Source organism: Cupriavidus sp. C2SS-8b (assembly GCF_057073745.1).
This window is the reverse complement of sequence record NZ_CP172716.1, coordinates 2,642,478-2,660,295: the sequence shown is the minus strand read 5'-3', so window position 1 is coordinate 2,660,295 and position 17,818 is coordinate 2,642,478. Positions and strand designations below refer to the sequence as shown.

At 65.8% G+C, this 17,818-nt stretch carries 14 protein-coding genes; 10 read left to right on the top strand and 4 right to left on the bottom strand.

Annotation, left to right across the window (positions count from 1 at the left end):
- Window positions 1-267 precede the first annotated feature (267 nt).
- Window positions 268-3,651 (bottom strand): diguanylate cyclase, encoded by a 3,384-nt coding sequence (locus ACIGJB_RS12290; RefSeq protein ID WP_483730074.1) that lies wholly within the window; start codon window positions 3,649-3,651, stop codon window positions 268-270.
- A gap of 283 nt (window positions 3,652-3,934) precedes the next feature.
- Here ACIGJB_RS12290 and ACIGJB_RS12285 point away from each other — a divergent pair, with 283 nt between their 5' ends.
- Window positions 3,935-4,819, top strand: coding sequence for a c-type cytochrome (locus tag ACIGJB_RS12285; RefSeq protein WP_483730073.1), 885 nt, complete (start codon window positions 3,935-3,937; stop codon window positions 4,817-4,819).
- Between the two features lie 4 nt (window positions 4,820-4,823).
- On the opposite strand, the gene ACIGJB_RS12280 is transcribed toward ACIGJB_RS12285, so the two are convergent.
- Window positions 4,824-5,930 (bottom strand): acyltransferase family protein, encoded by a 1,107-nt coding sequence (locus ACIGJB_RS12280; RefSeq protein WP_483730072.1) that lies wholly within the window; start codon window positions 5,928-5,930, stop codon window positions 4,824-4,826.
- A 210-nt stretch (window positions 5,931-6,140) separates the two neighbouring features.
- Here ACIGJB_RS12280 and ACIGJB_RS12275 point away from each other — a divergent pair, with 210 nt between their 5' ends.
- From ACIGJB_RS12275 to ACIGJB_RS12265, 3 genes are all read left to right on the top strand, one after another.
- The gene (locus tag ACIGJB_RS12275; protein ID WP_483710629.1) at window positions 6,141-6,599 is read left to right on the top strand and encodes a (2Fe-2S)-binding protein; all 459 of its coding nucleotides are present in this window, start codon (window positions 6,141-6,143) and stop codon (window positions 6,597-6,599) included.
- 14 nt (window positions 6,600-6,613) lie between these two features.
- Window positions 6,614-8,875 (top strand): xanthine dehydrogenase family protein molybdopterin-binding subunit, encoded by a 2,262-nt coding sequence (locus ACIGJB_RS12270; protein WP_483730071.1) that lies wholly within the window; start codon window positions 6,614-6,616, stop codon window positions 8,873-8,875.
- 235 nt (window positions 8,876-9,110) lie between these two features.
- Window positions 9,111-9,398 carry an ArsR family transcriptional regulator gene (locus ACIGJB_RS12265; RefSeq protein WP_483730070.1) on the top strand — a complete coding sequence of 96 codons (288 nt, stop codon included), beginning with the start codon at window positions 9,111-9,113 and terminating at the stop codon, window positions 9,396-9,398.
- Window positions 9,399-9,452: 54 nt separating this feature from the next.
- Here the strand turns inward: ACIGJB_RS12265 and ACIGJB_RS12260 are convergent, their stop codons facing one another.
- On the bottom strand, window positions 9,453-10,979 hold the full coding sequence (locus tag ACIGJB_RS12260) for an MltF family protein (protein ID WP_483730069.1): 1,527 nt from the start codon (window positions 10,977-10,979) through the stop codon (window positions 9,453-9,455).
- A gap of 151 nt (window positions 10,980-11,130) precedes the next feature.
- Entirely contained in the window at window positions 11,131-11,493 is a 363-nt protein-coding gene (locus ACIGJB_RS12255) for a hypothetical protein (protein ID WP_483730068.1), read from the bottom strand.
- A 525-nt stretch (window positions 11,494-12,018) separates the two neighbouring features.
- Between ACIGJB_RS12255 and groES the strand changes: the two genes are divergently transcribed.
- The 6 genes from groES (at window position 12,019) to ACIGJB_RS12225 (ending at window position 17,789) form a co-directional block, all read left to right on the top strand.
- The gene (groES, locus tag ACIGJB_RS12250; protein ID WP_008644494.1) at window positions 12,019-12,309 is read left to right on the top strand and encodes a co-chaperone GroES; all 291 of its coding nucleotides are present in this window, start codon (window positions 12,019-12,021) and stop codon (window positions 12,307-12,309) included.
- Window positions 12,310-12,359: 50 nt separating this feature from the next.
- The gene (groL, locus tag ACIGJB_RS12245) at window positions 12,360-14,003 is read left to right on the top strand and encodes a chaperonin GroEL (RefSeq protein ID WP_018312523.1); all 1,644 of its coding nucleotides are present in this window, start codon (window positions 12,360-12,362) and stop codon (window positions 14,001-14,003) included.
- A gap of 520 nt (window positions 14,004-14,523) precedes the next feature.
- Window positions 14,524-15,759, top strand: a complete 1,236-nt coding sequence (locus ACIGJB_RS12240) for a pilus assembly protein TadG-related protein (RefSeq protein ID WP_483730067.1) — start codon at window positions 14,524-14,526, stop codon at window positions 15,757-15,759.
- 9 nt (window positions 15,760-15,768) lie between these two features.
- Window positions 15,769-16,260, top strand: coding sequence for a TadE/TadG family type IV pilus assembly protein (locus ACIGJB_RS12235; RefSeq protein WP_483730066.1), 492 nt, complete (start codon window positions 15,769-15,771; stop codon window positions 16,258-16,260).
- The gene (locus tag ACIGJB_RS12230) at window positions 16,253-16,699 is read left to right on the top strand and encodes a TadE/TadG family type IV pilus assembly protein (RefSeq protein WP_483730065.1); all 447 of its coding nucleotides are present in this window, start codon (window positions 16,253-16,255) and stop codon (window positions 16,697-16,699) included. The genes ACIGJB_RS12235 and ACIGJB_RS12230 overlap by 8 nt, the downstream gene beginning before the upstream one ends.
- A gap of 130 nt (window positions 16,700-16,829) precedes the next feature.
- Window positions 16,830-17,789 carry a phosphatase PAP2 family protein gene (locus ACIGJB_RS12225; RefSeq protein WP_483730064.1) on the top strand — a complete coding sequence of 320 codons (960 nt, stop codon included), beginning with the start codon at window positions 16,830-16,832 and terminating at the stop codon, window positions 17,787-17,789.
- Window positions 17,790-17,818: the final 29 nt, after the last annotated feature.

The window sequence follows — 17,818 nt, the reverse complement described above, 5'->3', positions numbered from 1 at the left end:
ATGTCTCCTCCTTGGTATTGGCATTCGCCGGCGCGTCGCTGGGACGGCCTGGCTGCCTGTTGGCCCTGTCGGTGGCGCCATACTTCGCACAAGGCATGCCAGGGCCGCATGCGCCGGTGCGCACGCTAAGCTACTGAAAACAAAGGAGAAAAAATGTGACGCCGGTGCCTGTGTTCGGCCGTCCGGATATTGGCCAGCGGGCGCCGTTCGGTTTTCCGAATGGCGGCCGTGGCGACCGACGCGCAGCAGGCCTGTCTTAAGGTGCTCTTAGGAGCCTTCAGTCACTTTCCGCGAGATAACGTTCTCGCAGTCAGCCAGATAGGCATCGAGCGGCACCGGCCTTCCGATGGCATAGCCCTGCGCGTAGTCCACGCCGATCGCGCGCAGCACGTTCAGCGTGCGCTTGTCTTCCACCCATTCGGCCACGGTCCGCACGCCGAGCCGGTGGCCGATATCGTTGATCGAGCTGACGATCTCGCGGTCGACCACGTTGTCGGCCAGATTGCGGATAAAGCTGCCGTCGATCTTGAGGTAATCCACCGGGAACTGCTTGAGGTACGAGAACGACGACAGCCCCGACCCAAAATCATCGAGCGCCACCGTGCAGCCCGCGCGCCGCATTTCCGTCACCACACGGTTGGCGGCGGCCATGTTGTTGATCAGCGCGGTTTCCGTGATCTCCATGCGGATCCGGCTGGCGGGCAGGGCTGACTGCTCCAGTTCGGTATGCAGGAACGGCAGCAGGAAAGGCTCGTCCAGCGAATTGGCCGACAGGTTGACCGACACCGACAGGCCCGGCACCGCGCACAGCCGCGCGCCGTATTCGCGCAGCACGTGGCGGATGACCCAGCGGTCGACGTGTCCCATCAGGTCATAGCGCTCGGCGGCGGGGATGAAGGCGCCGGGCATGATCATCTCGCCATCCTCGTCGACCATGCGGACCAGGATCTCGATATGGCGTTCCTCGCGGCTGTCGCCGGGCTTTTTCTGCAGTGCGCGGATTTCCTGCGCGAACAGCCGGAAGCGGTTGCCCTCCAGCGCCGAGTGGATGCCCGCGGCCACCTCCAGCTCGCGATGGTGGCGCCGCGCATCGCTTTCGTCGCGGCGATAGACCGACAGGCGGCTGCGCCCGGCCGCCTTGGCGGCGTAGCAGGCCACATCGGCGCGGCTCATCAGCTCGCCCACCGGCGGCACGTCCTGGTCGATGGCGGCAATGCCGATGCTGGCGCCCACGTCGTACACGCGGCCGTCCCACGGGAAGCGCCGGCTGCGGATGGCGTCGATCACGCCCTGGGCGATGGCCTCGGCCTGGTCGACCGTGCAGTCCTTGAGCAGAAGCCCGAACTCGTCGCCGCCGAGCCGCGCCAGCAAGTCGTCGGCGCGCACATGGTTGCGGATCAGGTAGCCCAGTTCGCGCAGCAGGATGTCGCCGGCGCCGTGGCCGGCCGTGTCGTTGACGATCTTGAAGCGGTCCAGGTCGATAAAGCACAGCGCGCCATGATGGCCCAGCGTGCGCGCGGCGTCGCAGGCCTCGCGCAGCCGCTTTTCGAACCAGGTGCGGTTGGGCAGGCCGGTGAGCGCGTCGTGCATGGCCGAATGGGCCAGCTCGCGCTGCATCGCCCGCGCCGTGGTGATGTCCTGGAACACCAGCACCGCGCCGAGCACGTTGCCCGAGGCGGTGAGCACCGGGGCGGCGGAGTCCTGCACGTCGTGGCGCTCGCCGGTCAGGCTCTGCAGCACCGCGCCCTCCTGCAGGTAGGCGGGCGTGAGCGTCTGCAGGCAGGCTTCGACAGGGCTGGGAATGGGCAACCCGGTGATTTCATCGACGATGCGGAACACGCGCTCCAGCGGCAGGCCGCTGGCGCTGGCCATGGTCCAGCCCGTGAGCTGTTCGGCGATCGGGTTCATGAAGGTCACGCGGACCGCGGCGTCGGTGCAGATCACCGCGTCGCCGATCGACTGCAGCGTGATGTGCAGGCGCTCCTTCTCCTCGAACAGCGCCTCGGTCAGGCGGTGCTGTTCGGTGATGTCCCAGTTGGTGCCCACCAGCGCCAGCGCGGTGCCGTCGTCGCGGCGCGTGACATTGGCCATGGCGCGCACGTGGCGCACGTCGCCATCGGGCCGCACCACGCGGTATTCGGTGTCGAACGGCTGTTCGCCGCGGATGGCCTTGCGCATCTCGCCGTTCACGCGCGCCACGTCATCGGGGTGGAGCATGGCAATCCATTGCGCGATCACCGGCGCGCCGCGCGCGGCGTCGGTGCCGTGCAGCGCGTGCATGCGCGCATCCCAGGTGATGCCGGAACTGGTGAAATCCCATTCCCAGATGCCTACGCCGCCGGCTTCCACCGCGAGCTGGGTTCGGCGCGAGAGCTGTTCGAACTGCTCCTGCGCGAGCTTGCGCGAGTGGATATCCTCGATCTGCGCGATGAAATGCAGCGGGCTGCCGCTTTGCTGGTCGCGCACCAGCGACACCGCCAGCAGGGCCCAGCGATAAACGCCGTCCTGGTGCAGGAAGCGTTTTTCCATGCGGTACGACTCGATCTCTCCGGCCAGCAGCCGTTGCACCTGGCGCAGGTCGGCATCGAGGTCGTCGGGATGCGTGATGTCCTGGAAGCGTTGCTGGTGCAGCGCCGCGGGGCTGTAGCCGAGCAGGTCCGTCAGCGCGCGGTTGACGGTCTGCCAGCGGCCGTCCAGCCCGGTCAGCGCCATGCCGATGGCCGAGTGCTCCATGGCCAGGCGGAAGCGCTGGTCGCTGCTGTGCAGGCTGGCGCGGCCGTGGCGGTTCTGCTCGGCCAGGTAGGCGATGCAGATCGGGAACACCATGACCAGCGCCGCCGACAGCGGCACCGACTGCTGCACCTGCGCCGCCACCGCGGCCAGTTCCATGGTCAGCGTGGCCAGCAGCGTCAGCAGCGCCGTGCCGAACGGGTTGGCGAACATGGCGGCGAGCACCAGCGGCAGCGACATGGCGACGAAGGGATCATGGCCCTGCCACAGTCCGAATACGCCGATGGCCAGGCACAGCGCGAGCAGGCCGGCCTGCGGCAGCAGCATCGGGCGCGCGAACGTCGCGCGCTCGCGCGCCGCGTTGACGGTCAGCGCCAGCGGCAGCAGGACCACCATGCCCAGCGCGCCCGCCTGCCACCAGCTCCACCAGATGCTGGCAAAGCGCGTGCCGGCCACCCAGGTCAGCGCCGCCGCGCCGGCCGTGGCGCCCAGCGCCGGTCCCAGCACGCAGGCCACGCCGAGCGTGACCGCAAAATTGCCGAGCGGACCCAGGCGCTGTGCGCCGGCATGCGCGGAGACAAAACGCAGCAGCCATGCGGACCAGGCGACTTCGAGCAGATTCGCGCCGGCCAGCAGCGCGGCGGCGTCGGCACTGTCCAGGAACAGGAAGTTGGCGGCCAGGTTGGCGCCGGCCATGCTCGCAAGCAGCCACGGCGCCTCGGCGCGCGGACGGAACAGCAGCAGGCCCAGGCAGAAGGCGTTGGGCAGCCACAGCGTGGCCACGCTGCCAGGCAGGCGCGCCAGCCAGATGCCCAGCGCGGCAAGGGCGAAATAGCCCATGCCGCAGATCAGCATGGGCAGCCAGCGGCGCAGCGGGGCGCCAATGGAAGGAGCGGCCGTATCGACCGTGTCGGACGTCATGGACGATTCTTGCGGGCAGGAACGTAGGTTCAACGTCGCCAGGGCGGACCGTGCCCCAGCGTAGCGCCACTTTATCGGTTCGGGTACGCCGGCAGGCCGGAGACAGCAGGCAGGTCCCGTGCCTGTTGCCACTGGTGCTGGCGGCATTTTTTTGGTATGGCGCTGCGGGTCGCGCGCGGCCCCGGGCAAGTGTGTCTTTCCCCACAGACACGGCGATGCCGCCCCCGCAATCTGAAACGCCGGCGCCGCATGGGCGGCGCGATCTCCGCACGGAGGAAGCAGCATGGCGCGTTATCTGCGTGTGGCGGCCTGGTCGCTGGCCGGTGCGGTCGTGACCGCGGCCGCGGTGGTCTATGGCGCCATGCTGATCGGCGACCAGAAGGCCGGGCGCACGATCGATGTCAAGGTCGCGCCGGTTGCCTATCGCGACGACGCGGCCGGCATTGCGCTGGGCAAGTACCTGTTCGAATCGCGCGGCTGCATGGCATGCCACGGCGCGGCCGCGGGCGGGCGCCAGGTGTTCGATGACCCGGCCGGCCTGCAGGTGCGCGCGCCCGACCTGACGCGCGGCAATGCCGAGATCGCCCACTACCAGCCGATCGACTGGGTCCGCGCCATCCGCCACGGCATCGGGCCATCGGGCCGGCCGCTGCTGGTCATGCCGAGCGAAGACTACAACCGGCTCAGCGACGATGACCTGGCCGCGCTGGTGGCGTACCTGCGCAGCCTGCCTCCAGGCCTCGGCGCGCCCGCCGACATTCGCATGCCGTGGTTCGTGCGCGCCATGTATGGCGCGGGCCTGATCCGTGACGCGGCTTCCAAGATCGACCACAAGCTGCCGCCTTCGCCGGCCATCGCGCCATCGGTGACGGCGCAGTACGGCGGTTACGTGGCCAATGCCTGCCAGGGATGCCACCGCCCGGACCTGCGCGGTGGCAAGATTCCGGGGGCGCCGCCCGACTGGCCGCCCGCGGCGGACCTGCGGCCGGTGTCCGGCGGCGCCATGGCGCGCTACGACCGTGCCGCCACTTTCGTTGCCATGATGCGCAGCGGCAAGCGGCCCGACGGATCGGCCATCAGCAGCGTGATGCCGTTCGATTCCTTCGGCCGCATGAACGACACCGACCTGACCGCGCTCTACCTGTACCTGGCCAGCCTGCGCAGCTGAGCCGTCAGCCTGGCCGTCGCGCCAGGCGCCGGCCGGCCGCGATGCCGGGCAGTTCGACCCAGCGGTGCAGCAGCATGGCCAGCAACAGGGCCAGCGCGGCATCGATGGCGAATCGCGTCAGTTGCAGGACGGTCTGGTCCGGCGCCAGTTCGGGCATCAGCCGCTTGACGCCTTCGATCACCGTCGGGTGGACCAGGTAGAGGGCGTACGACAACTCGCCCAGCCATACCAGCGCACGCGGCACGCGCAGCAGGCCGGTGTGCTCGGCCGCGACCGCGCCCGCCAGCAACGCGGCGGCGGGCAGGCCGCGCCCCGCCAGGCTGAAATCGGGACCGACCAGCGGCAGCGATGCCAGGAACCAGCCGGTGCCGAGGGCCAGCATCGCCCACGCCGCGCCGCGCGTCAGCACGTGGCGCCAGCGCGCATAGGCCCACGCCAGCAGGCAGCCGAGCAGGAACTCCAGCACCAGCGGATTGCTCGCCATCGCCATCCACGGCGACGCGAACGGATAGCCCTGCGCGGGGTCCACGACCGGCGCGCCAAAGCGCCACCACGGCAGCACCAGCGTGAACACGGCGAACAGCGCCAGCACCACCCACAGCGCGCGCCGGCCCGCGAGCCACAGCCCGAGCGCAAAGGCGCCGTAGAACGCCATCTCGTAGTTGAGCGACCAGCCCACGTACAACGCGGGATAGCCGTAGTACGGCGCGTGATCCGTGCTGGTCGGCACGAACGCGAGCGACGCCGCGAACACCGCTGGCGTAACCGGGTTCAGCAGCAGCGCATGGATCGCCGACATGGTCCAGTACGGCGGTGCCAGCCGGCAGCAGCGCCGGATCACGAAGCTCAGCGGCGTTTCGGGCCGCGGCCTGGCCAGCACCGCAACCCACGCGATGATGAAGCCGCTGATGACGAAAAACACATCCACGCCGACATGGCCGCGCTTGATCACGTTGGCGGTGATCCACGCGAGCACGGGCGTCTGCGCCGTGCCCAGCGTCAGGCCGGAGTGGTACAGCACGACATACGCGGCAGCCAGCCCGCGCAGGGCCTGGATGCTGTCGAGTGTCGCGATGGCGCGTTCGCGGGATTCTGGAATAGTCGGTGTCACTGTTGCTGCGGTGGCCGTGGAGGAGCGCTGATCTTCTGACTGACCGCGCCAGCTTGCACAAAGTTCGTGCATAACGCGGGCGCGGCGCGCTGCTGCCGGCAGGGTGACTGAAATTGCACTATCCTCATTTGTCCGCGGCGGCCGGTCAATGGCCGTGGCCGCGGCGTGTGAACAAGAATGACGGGCAACGTACCCAAGGAGTGTCCCCGCATGACCACCCTCAATATCAACGGCAAGGCGCAGGAAGTCGACGTGGATCCGTCCACGCCGCTGCTGTGGGCCTTGCGTGACAACCTCGACCTGACGGGGACCAAGTTCGGCTGCGGCATGGCCGCATGCGGCGCCTGCACGGTCCATATCAATGGCACGGCCACGCGCAGCTGCGTGACGCCGATTTCGGCGGCGGCCGGTGCGCGCATCACCACCATCGAGGGCGTGAAGGCCGACAAGGTCGGGCGCGCGGTGCTCGACGCGTGGATCAAGCATGACGTGGCCCAGTGCGGCTATTGCCAGAACGGGCAGGTAATGAGCGCGGTGGGGCTGCTGCGCACCAAGCCCCGGCCCACCGATGCCGACATCGACCAGGCCATGGCCGGCAACCTGTGCCGCTGCGGCACTTACCAGCGCATCCGGGCCGCGATCAAGGACGCGGCCCGCGCGCTGGCCTGAGTGGAGCGACTGACATGCGTATTCGTGGACTCGAAGCCCTGGCCGGTGCAAAGCCGCACGGTGGCAAACTCGGCAGCATCGGCGATGCCGGCGTGGCGACGCTCGACCGCCGCAGTTTCCTCAAGCTGACCGGCCTGGCCGGCGGCGGCCTGGCGCTGGGCATGGTGCCCGTGGCGCAGGCGCAGGAAGAGGGCGCACCGAAGGCCCCGCCCTCGGCGCCGCAGGCATTCCTGGTGATCGCGCCGGACAACACGGTGACGATCGCCGTGAACCGGCTGGAATTCGGGCAGGGCGTGCATACCGCGCTGCCCATGGCGCTGGCCGAGGAACTGGACGTGGACTGGCGCAACGTGCGCGCCGCGCTGGCTCCCGCCGGCGATTCGTACAAGGACCCCGGCTTCGGCATGCAGATGACCGGCGGCTCCACCGCCATCAATCATTCGTTCCAGCAGTACCGCGAACTCGGTGCGCGCGCCCGCGCCATGCTGGTCGCCGCGGCGGCGCAGCAATGGCAAGTCGATCCCGCGAGCTGCAAGGTCGATCAGGGCGTGGTGACCTCGGGCAGCCGGCGTGCCACGTTTGGCGAACTGGCGCCGGTGGCGATGAAGCTGCCGGTGCCGCAGCAGGTGCGCCTGAAGGACCCGTCGCAGTTCCGGCTGGTGGGCAAGCCCACGCCGCGGCTCGATGCGCGCGGCAAGCTGGAAGGCCAGCCCGCGTTCGGCATCGATACCAAGGTGAAGGACATGATGGTGGCCGTGGTGGCGCGGCCGCCGCGCTTTGGTGGCAAGGTCAAGTCGTTCAATGCCGACAAGGCCCGCGCGATCAAGGGCGTAAGCGACGTGATGCTGGTGCCCGTCGATCGCGGCGGCACCGGCGTGGCCGTGGTGGCCGATGGCTACTGGCCCGCCAAGCAGGCGCGTGATGCGCTGCAGATCGAGTGGGAGGACACCGGCTCGAAGGTGTCGTCGCAGGCGCTGTTCGAGGAGTACGCGAAGCTCGCCACGCAGCCCGGCACTGTGGCGCGCGCGGGCGAGGGCGACATTGCCGCGGCCGTGAACGGCGCGCCGCGCAAGATCGATGCCGAATACCGGTTCCCGTATCTCGCCCATGCGCCGATGGAGCCGCTGAACTGCACGCTGCAGCCCGAGGTGGTCGGCAGCAAGGTGCGGTCCGTCAAGGTGTGGGTCGGGTCGCAGTTCCAGACCGTCGACCAGGCTGCCGTGGCGCGCGTGTTCGAACTGGCTCCGGACAAGGTCGCGCTCAACACCATGATGGCGGGCGGCGGCTTTGGCCGCCGCGCGGTGCCCACGTCGGACTACCTGGTGGAAGCCGCCAATGTGGTGCGTGCCTGGGTCGCCAACGGCCACACCGAACCGGTCAAGGTGATCTGGAGCCGCGAGGACGATATCCGCGGCGGCTACTACCGCCCGCTCCATGTGCACCGTGCGCGCATCGGCCTGGATGCGCAGGGCAAGGTGGTGGGCTGGCAGCACACCATCGTCGGCCAGTCGATCCTGAAGGGCACGCCGTTCGAGCCGTTCATGGTCAAGAACGGCGTGGACGCGACCATGACCGAGGGCCTGCAGGAGAACGACTACAACCTGCCGTTCCAACTTGCGGTGCATCACCCGCAGGTCGACGTGCCGGTGCTGTGGTGGCGCTCGGTCGGCAATACGCACACCGCCTACGTCAAGGAAACGCTGGTCGACGAAATGGCCGCGGCGGCGAAGCAGGACCCGGTGGCCTACCGCCTGGCGCGGCTCGACGAGCGCAAGCACGCGCGCCATCGCGCCGCGCTGCAGCTGGCGGTGGAGAAGTCCGGCTACGGCAAGCGCAAGCTGCCCAAGGGGCATGCCTGGGGCGTCGCGGTGCATGAGTCGTTCAACTCGGTGGTGGCCCATGTGGCCGAGGTCTCGCTGGTCAAGGGCCAGCCGCGCGTGCACCGCGTGACCGCCGGCGTGCATGCCAACCGCGTGGTCAACCCGCTGTCGGCCGAGGCGCAGATCCAGGGCGCCTGCCTCTTCGGGCTGGCAATGACGCGGCCCGGGTTTGCCATCGAGATGGAGAACGGCGTGGTGAAGAACAGCAACTTCCCCGACTACCCGCCGCCGCGCATCATCGACGCGCCCGTGGTCGACGTGTTCTTCGTGCCGTCGCAGGATCCACCCACGGGTCTGGGCGAACCGGGTGTGCCGCCGATTGCCCCGGCGGTCGCCAACGCGCTGTTCGTGCTGACGGGCAAGCGGCAGCGCCAGTTGCCGTTCGTGCTGGCCTGAGCGGCAGCCCGGCGCCAGAGGGGCATGCCCCTCCGGCGCTCATCGCGTGGCCAGCCACTGTGCCGGCCAACACCAGCGGCGCCGGTGGCGCATCACCCGTCTGCGGGCCGCGCCGCTGCGTGTTGTAAATCGTGCAGCCGGGGCGCGGCCCTATTGCCTTTGCCGCCCGGCCCGCGTAGAACGTGGAAAAAACGAGGGCGGCGGCGCCTGCCCGATGACGACCCGAGGTGTGTCCATGGAGACCCAGGAAAGCGCGCTCACAATGGCGCTGATGACCGACCCCGCGCGCGTGAAGATCTGCCGGGCGCTGCTGCAGGCCGGCGAAGAAGGGATGCCCGCGGCAGACCTGGCGCAACTGGCCGGGCTGCCCATCAAGCGCGCCGGCCACCTGTTCGAGGAAATGCTGCAGGCCAACGTGGTCACGCTGGCCATTCGCGAGCGCCGCGTCTGCTACGTGCTCAAGGCGCGGCTGGCAGTGACGGAAGCGCTGGGCTATATCGACGCCAGCGGGCTGGCCGACTGAACGCGTTGCAGCGGTACGGCCCGGCACGGCGCCGTCCGCGATCCGCGGCAGGGCCTATCTGCTGACTTCCTTCAGCGCGCGGTCCCGCGTGGCCTGCATGTCCTGCATCAGCCGGTAGGCAGCATAGTACTTGAAGATATTCCGCACATAGGTCGTGGTCTCGATGCCGATCTTCTCGGCCACCACGATCTCCACATTGTTGAACCACTTGTCCGGGTCCAGGCCGCGCGCCGCGGCCTCCTTGCGCATCTTCGCGATATTGCCGGGGCCGGCGTTGTAGCTGGCGAAGGCAAAGAGCGGTCGGTTCGCGTCGGAGAAATGCGCATCGGGGAAATACCGGGTCATCAGCTTGTCCAGGTACTTGGTGCCCGCGTGGATGTTGGACTCGGTCTGCTTGATATCGCCCACGTTGAGTTCCTTGCCGGTGGCGGGCATGACCTGCATGACGCCGATGGCGCCCACATGGCTGCGGGCCTTCTGGTTCAGCTGCGATTCCTGGAACCCCTGCGCGGCCAGCATCAGCGGGTCGAAGCTGTAGTCCTTGCCGTACTTGTCGAAGAAGGCAATGGTCTGCTCGAAGCGCTTGTATTCCGCGTCATTGGTGTTGTTGCGGATCTGCTTGATGCTCTTCATCAGCTGCTTGAGCCGGTATTCCGCGACCCCGTGCTTCTTCAGGTGGTTGGCATAGAAATCATCGATCGCCGCACGCAGTTGCGGGCTGTTCTTGCGGAAGGCCCAGCCGATATAGCCCTCGGCGCGGAGCACGAGGTCCGTGCGCACCTTGATGTTGGGCAGGATCTGCGCCCACATTGCGGCTTTCCAGTCGTCCACCACGATGATCTGCAGCAGCCCGGCATTGACCATCTCCATGGCATCTTCGTCTTCGAGCGCGTCGGGCAGCAGCACCAGTTTCACGGGAGCCTTGCCGGTCTGGCGCAGGCTGTCGTTCAGGGCCGTCAGGCTGTCGTAGTAGCTGCTGGTGCGCCGCACATGCACGGTCTTGCCGGACAGGTCGACCAGGCTCGACAGCGCGGGTGCCTTGGGTCCGGTGACGACCAGTTCGCGCACCGCCTTGCGGTCGCGCGGCGCGATGAAGTCGACCAGCCTGAGCCGGGATTCGGTCTCGGTCAGGTTGCCGGCGGCAATGTCGCCCAGGCCGGCGGCCAGGTCGGGCAGCAGCCGGTCGCGCGTGGTCGGGATGATGATGACCGTCAGTGGGCGCTTGCCGAGGCGGCTGGCGTAGGTCTTGTTCAGGTAGCGCTCGAAGTCCCGCACCAGTCCGGCCGTCAGGCCGGATTCGTGGCCCTTGTCGCTGAAGTACAGCGTGCGGCTATAGGGCACCAGCACGCGGATGACCCGGCGCTCGACCATGGCATCGAAATCGCCTTTCCACGGTTTGTTGGCCAGGCTGAGTCCGCGTACGGCGGCGGCGTCGGATTTTGTGGCGGGCGCCGCAATCGGCGCGGAGGCTGGTGCGGACTTTTGCTGTGCGGCGGCAAGCGGGCCGAAGCAGCACGCTGCGCCCACCAGGCCTTGCAGGAAGAGGCCGGCCAGCTTGGAGGGCAAGCGGAGAGCGGGCATGTCGAGCGCAGCCGCTGCGCGAGTGCCGGCGGCGCGTGCTACTGGAGTCTAGTGCGGAAACGGCCCGGTGCAAGCCGGCCGTGAGGCGGCCGGCGACGGCAGCGCCGGCAGTGGCTTGCCAGTCCACTGCCGGCGAAGCGGATGTGCTTTGCTATTGCTTCGGCGCGGTAAGTTCCTGGCGCGCGGCGGCATCCGCGGCCTGGTTCTCGGCCTTGCGTTCCTGCTTGGCGGCGTTGACGTCCTGCTTGTACTCGCCCTTGGCAGTTTTCTTGGTGGCCTTGTATTCATCGGCCGCCTTCTTACGCGCCTCGCGGCGCTCCACCAGCGGGTCCTTCGGTGGTTCGATCTGCGTCATGCCAGGGGGTACGCCTTGCGCACCGGCTGGCGCAGGTTGGGTAGCGGGAGTCTGGGTGGCGGGAGTCTGGGCAAAGGCGGCGGCACAACTCAGACCGGCCAGGACCGCGACGAGCGCGCCGGCCACATGGGTCGGACGGACGGGCTTTTGTTGATCCATTGGGAACCTCATCAGGGTTGTTGTCGGATGCGACCGGCATGCTGAGCCACGGGGGCGGTTGCGGCACCTGTGTCCAGCAGCGTTCGAGCGCAGGGACCAATTTATCGGGCCGCCGGGAATGGGGATGTCGGGGTTGCGCCGAATGGGTTGGGGGACGATGTCTGACAGGGATGTGCCTTGGAGGCCCCGATATGCAGGTGCGTCACTTTTTGTCCCGGCGAACCGATTGCCTTGGGGATGTTGGTGGTGCGTGAGATCTTGTTGGGCGCCTTATTAGACGCTCATGATCGCTGGTCCGCGGACTGTTTAAGCCGGCGCGAAGCCCGCAAAAGCCCGTCCCACGCCGACCAAGGGAAAACCCGCATCAACTCCCTGTCTTGAAATGGCCATACCCCGTCCCTATAATTAGCACTCGCTGGGGGTGAGTGCTAACAGCCTCCTGCGGTACCCGAAATTCCGCGGCCGCCGAACCTGATCGCGGCTTGCTTGTGAATCAAAACTCACTTTTGTATCTAGGAGTCCCGTATGAATCTGCGTCCTTTGCACGACCGTGTGATCGTGAAGCGTCTGGACAACGAAACCAAGACCGCGTCCGGTATCGTGATTCCCGACAACGCCGCCGAGAAGCCGGATCAAGGCGAAGTGCTGGCCATCGGCCCGGGCAAGAAGGATGACAAGGGCAACAACATTGCCCTCGACGTCAAGGTGGGTGACCGTGTGCTGTTCGGCAAGTATGCCGGCCAGGGCGTGAAGGTCGATGGCCAGGAACTGCTGGTCATGCGCGAAGAAGACATCATGGCCGTGGTGAACAAGTAATCCGTTACTTGTTGACGACTAGCACCGTACCGAATTAGGAGAATCAGAACATGGCAGCAAAAGACGTAGTATTTGGCGACGCCGCCCGTGCCAAGATGGTCGAAGGCGTGAACATCCTCGCCAACGCAGTGAAGGTTACGCTGGGTCCGAAGGGCCGCAACGTGGTGCTGGAGCGCAGCTTCGGCGGCCCGACCGTGACCAAGGACGGCGTGTCCGTGGCCAAGGAAATCGAGCTGAAGGACAAGCTGCAGAACATGGGCGCCCAGATGGTCAAGGAAGTGGCTTCCAAGACCAGCGACAACGCCGGTGACGGTACCACCACCGCAACCGTTCTGGCCCAGTCGATCGTGCGCGAAGGCATGAAGTTCGTCGCCGCCGGCATGAACCCGATGGACCTGAAGCGCGGCATCGACAAGGCTGTCGCCGCCGCCGTGGAAGAGCTGAAGAAGGTCAGCAAGCCGACCACCACCAGCAAGGAAATCGCCCAGGTTGGCGCGATCTCGGCCAACAGCGACACCTCGATCGGTGAGCGCATTGCCGAAGCCATGGACAAGGTCGGCAAGGAAGGCGTGATCACCGTCGAAGACGGCAAGTCGCTGGCCGACGAGCTGGAAGTCGTGGAAGGCATGCAGTTCGACCGCGGCTACCTGTCGCCGTACTTCATCAACAACCCGGAAAAGCAGGTTGTCCAGCTGGACAGCCCGTTCGTGCTGCTGTTCGACAAGAAGGTGTCGAACATCCGCGACCTGCTGCCGGTGCTGGAGCAAGTGGCCAAGGCTGGCCGCCCGCTGCTGATCATCGCTGAAGACGTCGAAGGCGAAGCCCTGGCGACCCTGGTGGTCAACAACATCCGTGGCATCCTGAAGACCGCCGCCGTCAAGGCTCCGGGCTTCGGCGACCGCCGCAAAGCCATGCTGGAAGACATCGCCATCCTGACCGGCGGCACCGTCATCGCCGAAGAAATCGGCCTGACGCTGGAAAAGGCGACCCTGAACGACCTGGGCCAAGCCAAGCGCATCGAGATCGGCAAGGAAAACACCATCATCATCGACGGCGCCGGCGATGCTGGTGCGATCGAAGGCCGCGTGAAGCAGATCCGCGCCCAGATCGAAGAAGCGACCTCGGACTACGACCGTGAGAAGCTGCAAGAGCGCGTGGCCAAGCTGGCCGGCGGTGTTGCCGTGATCAAGGTTGGCGCTGCCACCGAAGTCGAAATGAAGGAAAAGAAGGCCCGCGTGGAAGACGCCCTGCACGCCACCCGCGCTGCGGTGGAAGAAGGCATCGTCCCCGGCGGCGGTGTGGCCCTGCTGCGTGCCCGCGCTGCGATCTCGGCACTGACCGGTGAAAACCCGGACCAGAACGCCGGTATCAAAATCGTGCTGCGCGCCATGGAAGAGCCGCTGCGCCAGATCGTGCTGAACGCTGGCGAAGAAGCTTCGGTTGTTGTTGCCAAGGTTATCGAAGGCAAGGGCAACTACGGCTACAACGCGGCTTCGGGCGAGTACGGCGACCTGGTGGAAATGGGCGTGCTGGACCCGACCAAGGTCACCCGCACCGCACTGCAGAACGCCGCTTCGGTGGCTTCGCTGATGCTGACCACCGACTGCGCCGTTGCCGAATCGCCGAAGGAAGAATCGGCTCCGGCAATGCCGGGTGGTATGGGCGGCATGGGCGGCATGGAAGGCATGATGTAAATCAGGCCGACTGACTGCCGGCCCGGGAGGGGCGGCAGGCTGTCTGAAAAAACCCCCGCAAGCGAAGGCTTGCGGGGGTTTTTATTTGGGGGAGGTCATGTTGGCGCGCGTGCGGTTTGACTCGACGCGGCCGCGCCCTTCGCCAGAGGTATGAATCAAGTCTGCAACATGCTGCGGACTTGCCCGGGGCAGCAGGGGTACCTCAATACGGCAAGGCGTTTGCTTAAGTGCATCCACTGGCACTATTGAGCCGGCTACGCCGACCTTGTCTGGTCGCGGGGCGCACGCCAGCCCTCACTGCCTCCTGCGTTCTCGTTCCTGCGTTTCATTTCTTGATCGCTTCTTGGCTGACAGCCTGCGGCCCGTTCCGCCATTGGATCGATACCAATCGCCGTACGCATCGCCAAGAATGCATGTACGTCGGTAGGGCTTGGGAAGTTTCGCCGGGGCAATGGCTATTCGGACCCGTTCCCGCAATTCGCCCCATCGTGCTCACATGATTATCCAAGGGCGAAGCCATATGTCCAGGTACGACAACAAGAAGGAAAGAGGGGTCATTCTTCCGATTGTGGGCCTGACCCTTGCCGTGCTGCTGGGCATGGCCGGCCTGGTCATCGACCTTGGGGCCATGTTCGTCGCCAAGACCGAGCTGCAGTCAGCCGTCGACAGCTGCGCGCTGGCGGCGGCACAAGAACTTGATGGTGCCGCGGATGCCCTGACACGGGGGACGAGCGCCGGCCTGACCGCCGGGAACGCCAACAAGGTTCAATACCAGAAGGCATCGGCATCACTCATTGACACGGATGTCACGTTCAGCGACACGCTCACCGGCGCGTTCAGTTCGACCTTCACGCCGGTGGCCAATGCGCGCTACGCCAAGTGCAATCATTTGACCAGTGGGATCGTGGCTTATCTCATCCAGATGGTGGGTGGGCCGACCAGTAATGCGGTGGCGGCCGTAGGCGTTGCCACGCGTACGCATGCCCAGAGCACTTGCCCCATCCCTGTTGGGCTGCTCCCGAGAACCGGTGGGACTTCACCCGACTATGGCTTCGCGGTTGGCGACTGGGTGACCGTACTCTATGACGGGACGAAGACGGCTGGTCCCGGGGAAATGGGCTGGTACAACCTTGATGGCTCGACCAACGCCAATGAGACAAAGAACGAGATGTCGGTCGGGTATTGCAATTCCAAGGTCAACGATACGCTGCGGACCCCGGGCGCGAAAGTCGCTGTCGACGATCAGTGGAACGGCCGCTTCGGCATCTACAAGAACAATGGAGACATGCAGACGTTGCGGCCTGATTTCACAGGCTATGCCTACACGATCAAGAACTGGCCCAATGGCAGGAACGCGTATAACGGCCCATCCGGCGGAGCCGACCCGACTGCGGTTAACTTCAAAGCCAAGCGGCTCACGTTTGCGAGCTATGCAGATACAGGCACGGATGTAAACGCCGGCGACAACATTACTGGCCTCAACATGAAGGGCGGCTACAAGAACCTTGCCTCACCGGGCAGCACGGGGGACATCGCCAAGCTGGGGATGAGCCGTCGCCTTGTCATCGTGCCGGTTGTTTCCTCATCGAAGGTGGCTGATTTTGCCTGCATGCTCATGTTGCAGCCAATCAGCGGTCCAACCGATACGGTGCAGTTCGAATACCTTGGTAACGCCGCGAGCATCAGCAGTCCTTGCACGACCAACGGCCTGGCCGGCGGCAATTTCGGCCCCATGATTCCGGCACTCGTACAGTAGGGGGAGTCGATGAAACAGCGACAGAAAGGCGTGGCGCTCATCGAGTTTGCCATCACGATCTCATTGCTGCTGGCGATCTGTTTTGCGGTCACAGAGTTCGGTCGGGCCATCTATACGTACAACACGCTGGCGAAGTCCGTGCGTGACGCGGCCCGCTACCTGAGCACGCAGGCGGCAGGCAACGCGGCGGCGCATGCCATGGCACAGCAGTTGGTGGTTTATGGGACTCCGGTGGTGACCAATAACCAGGCGACGCTGGTGCCGGGCCTGACTACGGGCATGGTCAGCATTTGCGATGCCGCCGATCCGACGTGTACCTCCAATATGGGGCAGGGCAGTAATCCTGCCATCAACACGGTAACGGTCCGGATCTCGGGCTACACGTTTACGCCTCTCCTCGACCTTCTGGGCTTCACGCGGTTCTACACCGGCGGCAGCAATTCCCTGACGTCGATTTCCTTCAGCGACATCTCAGCCACGATGAGGCAGGCATATGAATAGGCATCAGCGGGGTGCGACGGCAGTGGAGTTTGCGCTCGTCGCAGTGCTCTTCTTTGCGGTGCTTCTTGGAATACTGGAGTTCGGGCGCGTGCTGTTCACCTGGAACTCCGTGGCGGAAGCCACGCGGTGGGGCGCAAGGCAGGCCGTGGTGTGCGGGCGAGGATCGGGATCAGTGCTCAGCCGGATGCAACAGATCGTTCCGAGTCTCTCGTCCAGTAACGTCGCTGTTACCTGGTACGACGCGAACGGCATCAGCGCAAGTTGCGACAGCACATCCTGTACCGGGGTTTCCGTCAGCGTGACAGGGATGAGCGCTTCTCCGGTATCACCGGCGGCATGGATCGGGTTCTCTTCCGGCCTCGCAGTACCCGGATTCGTGACCTATCTTCCACGGGAAATCATGGGGCAGGATCCTGGAAGCGGCACTGTATGCAGCTAGGATCCCAGGGTCCCAAACCGCAACGCGGCAAGAAGGGCGGGTCGGCTAGCCGAAAGTTTGCGAGTGGATGCACCATGCCTCCTCAGCAGCGCCTAAATTTCCGTCCGAACGGTTCCAGGGGGACTGCAAAATGACAACTGATACTCAGGTGTTTACCCGGGGCGATGCTATCCGATGGGCCATTGTGCTCGTGATTCTGGTGCTGGATTTCGTTTGGCTGATTGTCAGCGGGCATTCGGTCACGCATGGCAGTCTAGTCGCGCAATGCGTGGCTGTGGCCCTCCTTGGGGCCATCGCCTTCGTGCTGAATTTGATTGCAAGCCTCCCACGCATAACGACGACGTCGCGCGGACTCCACTACCGACGGCTGGCGCTGGTAGCGCAGTGTGGCGCGTTGATGGTTGCCTTCACCAGTGTCATGAGTGTCTTGTCCTACTTGCTTGTCACGCTTGCTCCTCCATTGGTGGACACCAAACTTGCGGCATTGGATGCGATGCTGGGCTTTGATTGGCCGCGGGCCTATGCCTGGGTGCGGTCGCATTGGACGCTGAACTTCGTCCTGCAGCTGGCCTACGCCAGCGGTTTGCCTCAACTGGTGCTGGTGCCAATGCTGATCGGGCTGCTGGGGCGCGCTGCTTACTTGCGAGAGTTTCTTTCCAATCTGATGCTCTCATGTGTGCTGCTGCTGCTGATCGCGGCTCCCTGGCCGGCTGCCGGAGCCTTTGTTTTTTTCGACGTGGCGAGCCCGGCAGAGATGGCTACCGTTTCACACTTCAGCGCGCTCCGTGAGGGAGCGATGCAGGTGTTCGACCTCGCGCAAATGCAAGGCCTGGTGTCGATTCCGTCGTATCACACGGCTATGGCTCTGTTCTTTGTGCAAGCGATGCGCTGGACGCGCGTGGGCTTGGTGATCATCGGCCTGATTAACCTGTTGATGATCATGTCGACCCCCACCGAGGGTGGTCACTATCTTGTCGATGTCGTGGCTGGCGTGGGATTGTGGGCGCTGACTGCTGGCGCGCTGCACTTGCTTGCCCACCGGAGCACGCCGGCAAGAGCGGAGCCCGCTGCAGCGCCTCAGCCGGTCTGAGCCGGGGCGCGTCGCGTGCCCTCTTCGCA

Excerpts from the sequence above, each read along its gene's own strand:
- ACIGJB_RS12260 (WP_483730069.1), bottom strand. The coding sequence starts at position 10,979 with ATGCCCGCTCTCCGCTTGCCCTCCAAGCTGGCCGGCCTCTTCCTGCAA.
- ACIGJB_RS12270 (WP_483730071.1), top strand. The coding sequence starts at position 6,614 with ATGCGTATTCGTGGACTCGAAGCCCTGGCCGGTGCAAAGCCGCACGGT.
- ACIGJB_RS12225 (WP_483730064.1), top strand. The coding sequence starts at position 16,830 with ATGACAACTGATACTCAGGTGTTTACCCGGGGCGATGCTATCCGATGG.
- ACIGJB_RS12265 (WP_483730070.1), top strand. The coding sequence starts at position 9,111 with ATGGAGACCCAGGAAAGCGCGCTCACAATGGCGCTGATGACCGACCCC.
- groL (WP_018312523.1), top strand. The coding sequence starts at position 12,360 with ATGGCAGCAAAAGACGTAGTATTTGGCGACGCCGCCCGTGCCAAGATG.
- ACIGJB_RS12275 (WP_483710629.1), top strand. The coding sequence starts at position 6,141 with ATGACCACCCTCAATATCAACGGCAAGGCGCAGGAAGTCGACGTGGAT.
- ACIGJB_RS12235 (WP_483730066.1), top strand. The coding sequence starts at position 15,769 with ATGAAACAGCGACAGAAAGGCGTGGCGCTCATCGAGTTTGCCATCACG.
- ACIGJB_RS12230 (WP_483730065.1), top strand. The coding sequence starts at position 16,253 with ATGAATAGGCATCAGCGGGGTGCGACGGCAGTGGAGTTTGCGCTCGTC.
- groES (WP_008644494.1), top strand. The coding sequence starts at position 12,019 with ATGAATCTGCGTCCTTTGCACGACCGTGTGATCGTGAAGCGTCTGGAC.
- ACIGJB_RS12290 (WP_483730074.1), bottom strand. The coding sequence starts at position 3,651 with ATGACGTCCGACACGGTCGATACGGCCGCTCCTTCCATTGGCGCCCCG.
- ACIGJB_RS12240 (WP_483730067.1), top strand. The coding sequence starts at position 14,524 with ATGTCCAGGTACGACAACAAGAAGGAAAGAGGGGTCATTCTTCCGATT.
- ACIGJB_RS12255 (WP_483730068.1), bottom strand. The coding sequence starts at position 11,493 with ATGGATCAACAAAAGCCCGTCCGTCCGACCCATGTGGCCGGCGCGCTC.
- ACIGJB_RS12285 (WP_483730073.1), top strand. The coding sequence starts at position 3,935 with ATGGCGCGTTATCTGCGTGTGGCGGCCTGGTCGCTGGCCGGTGCGGTC.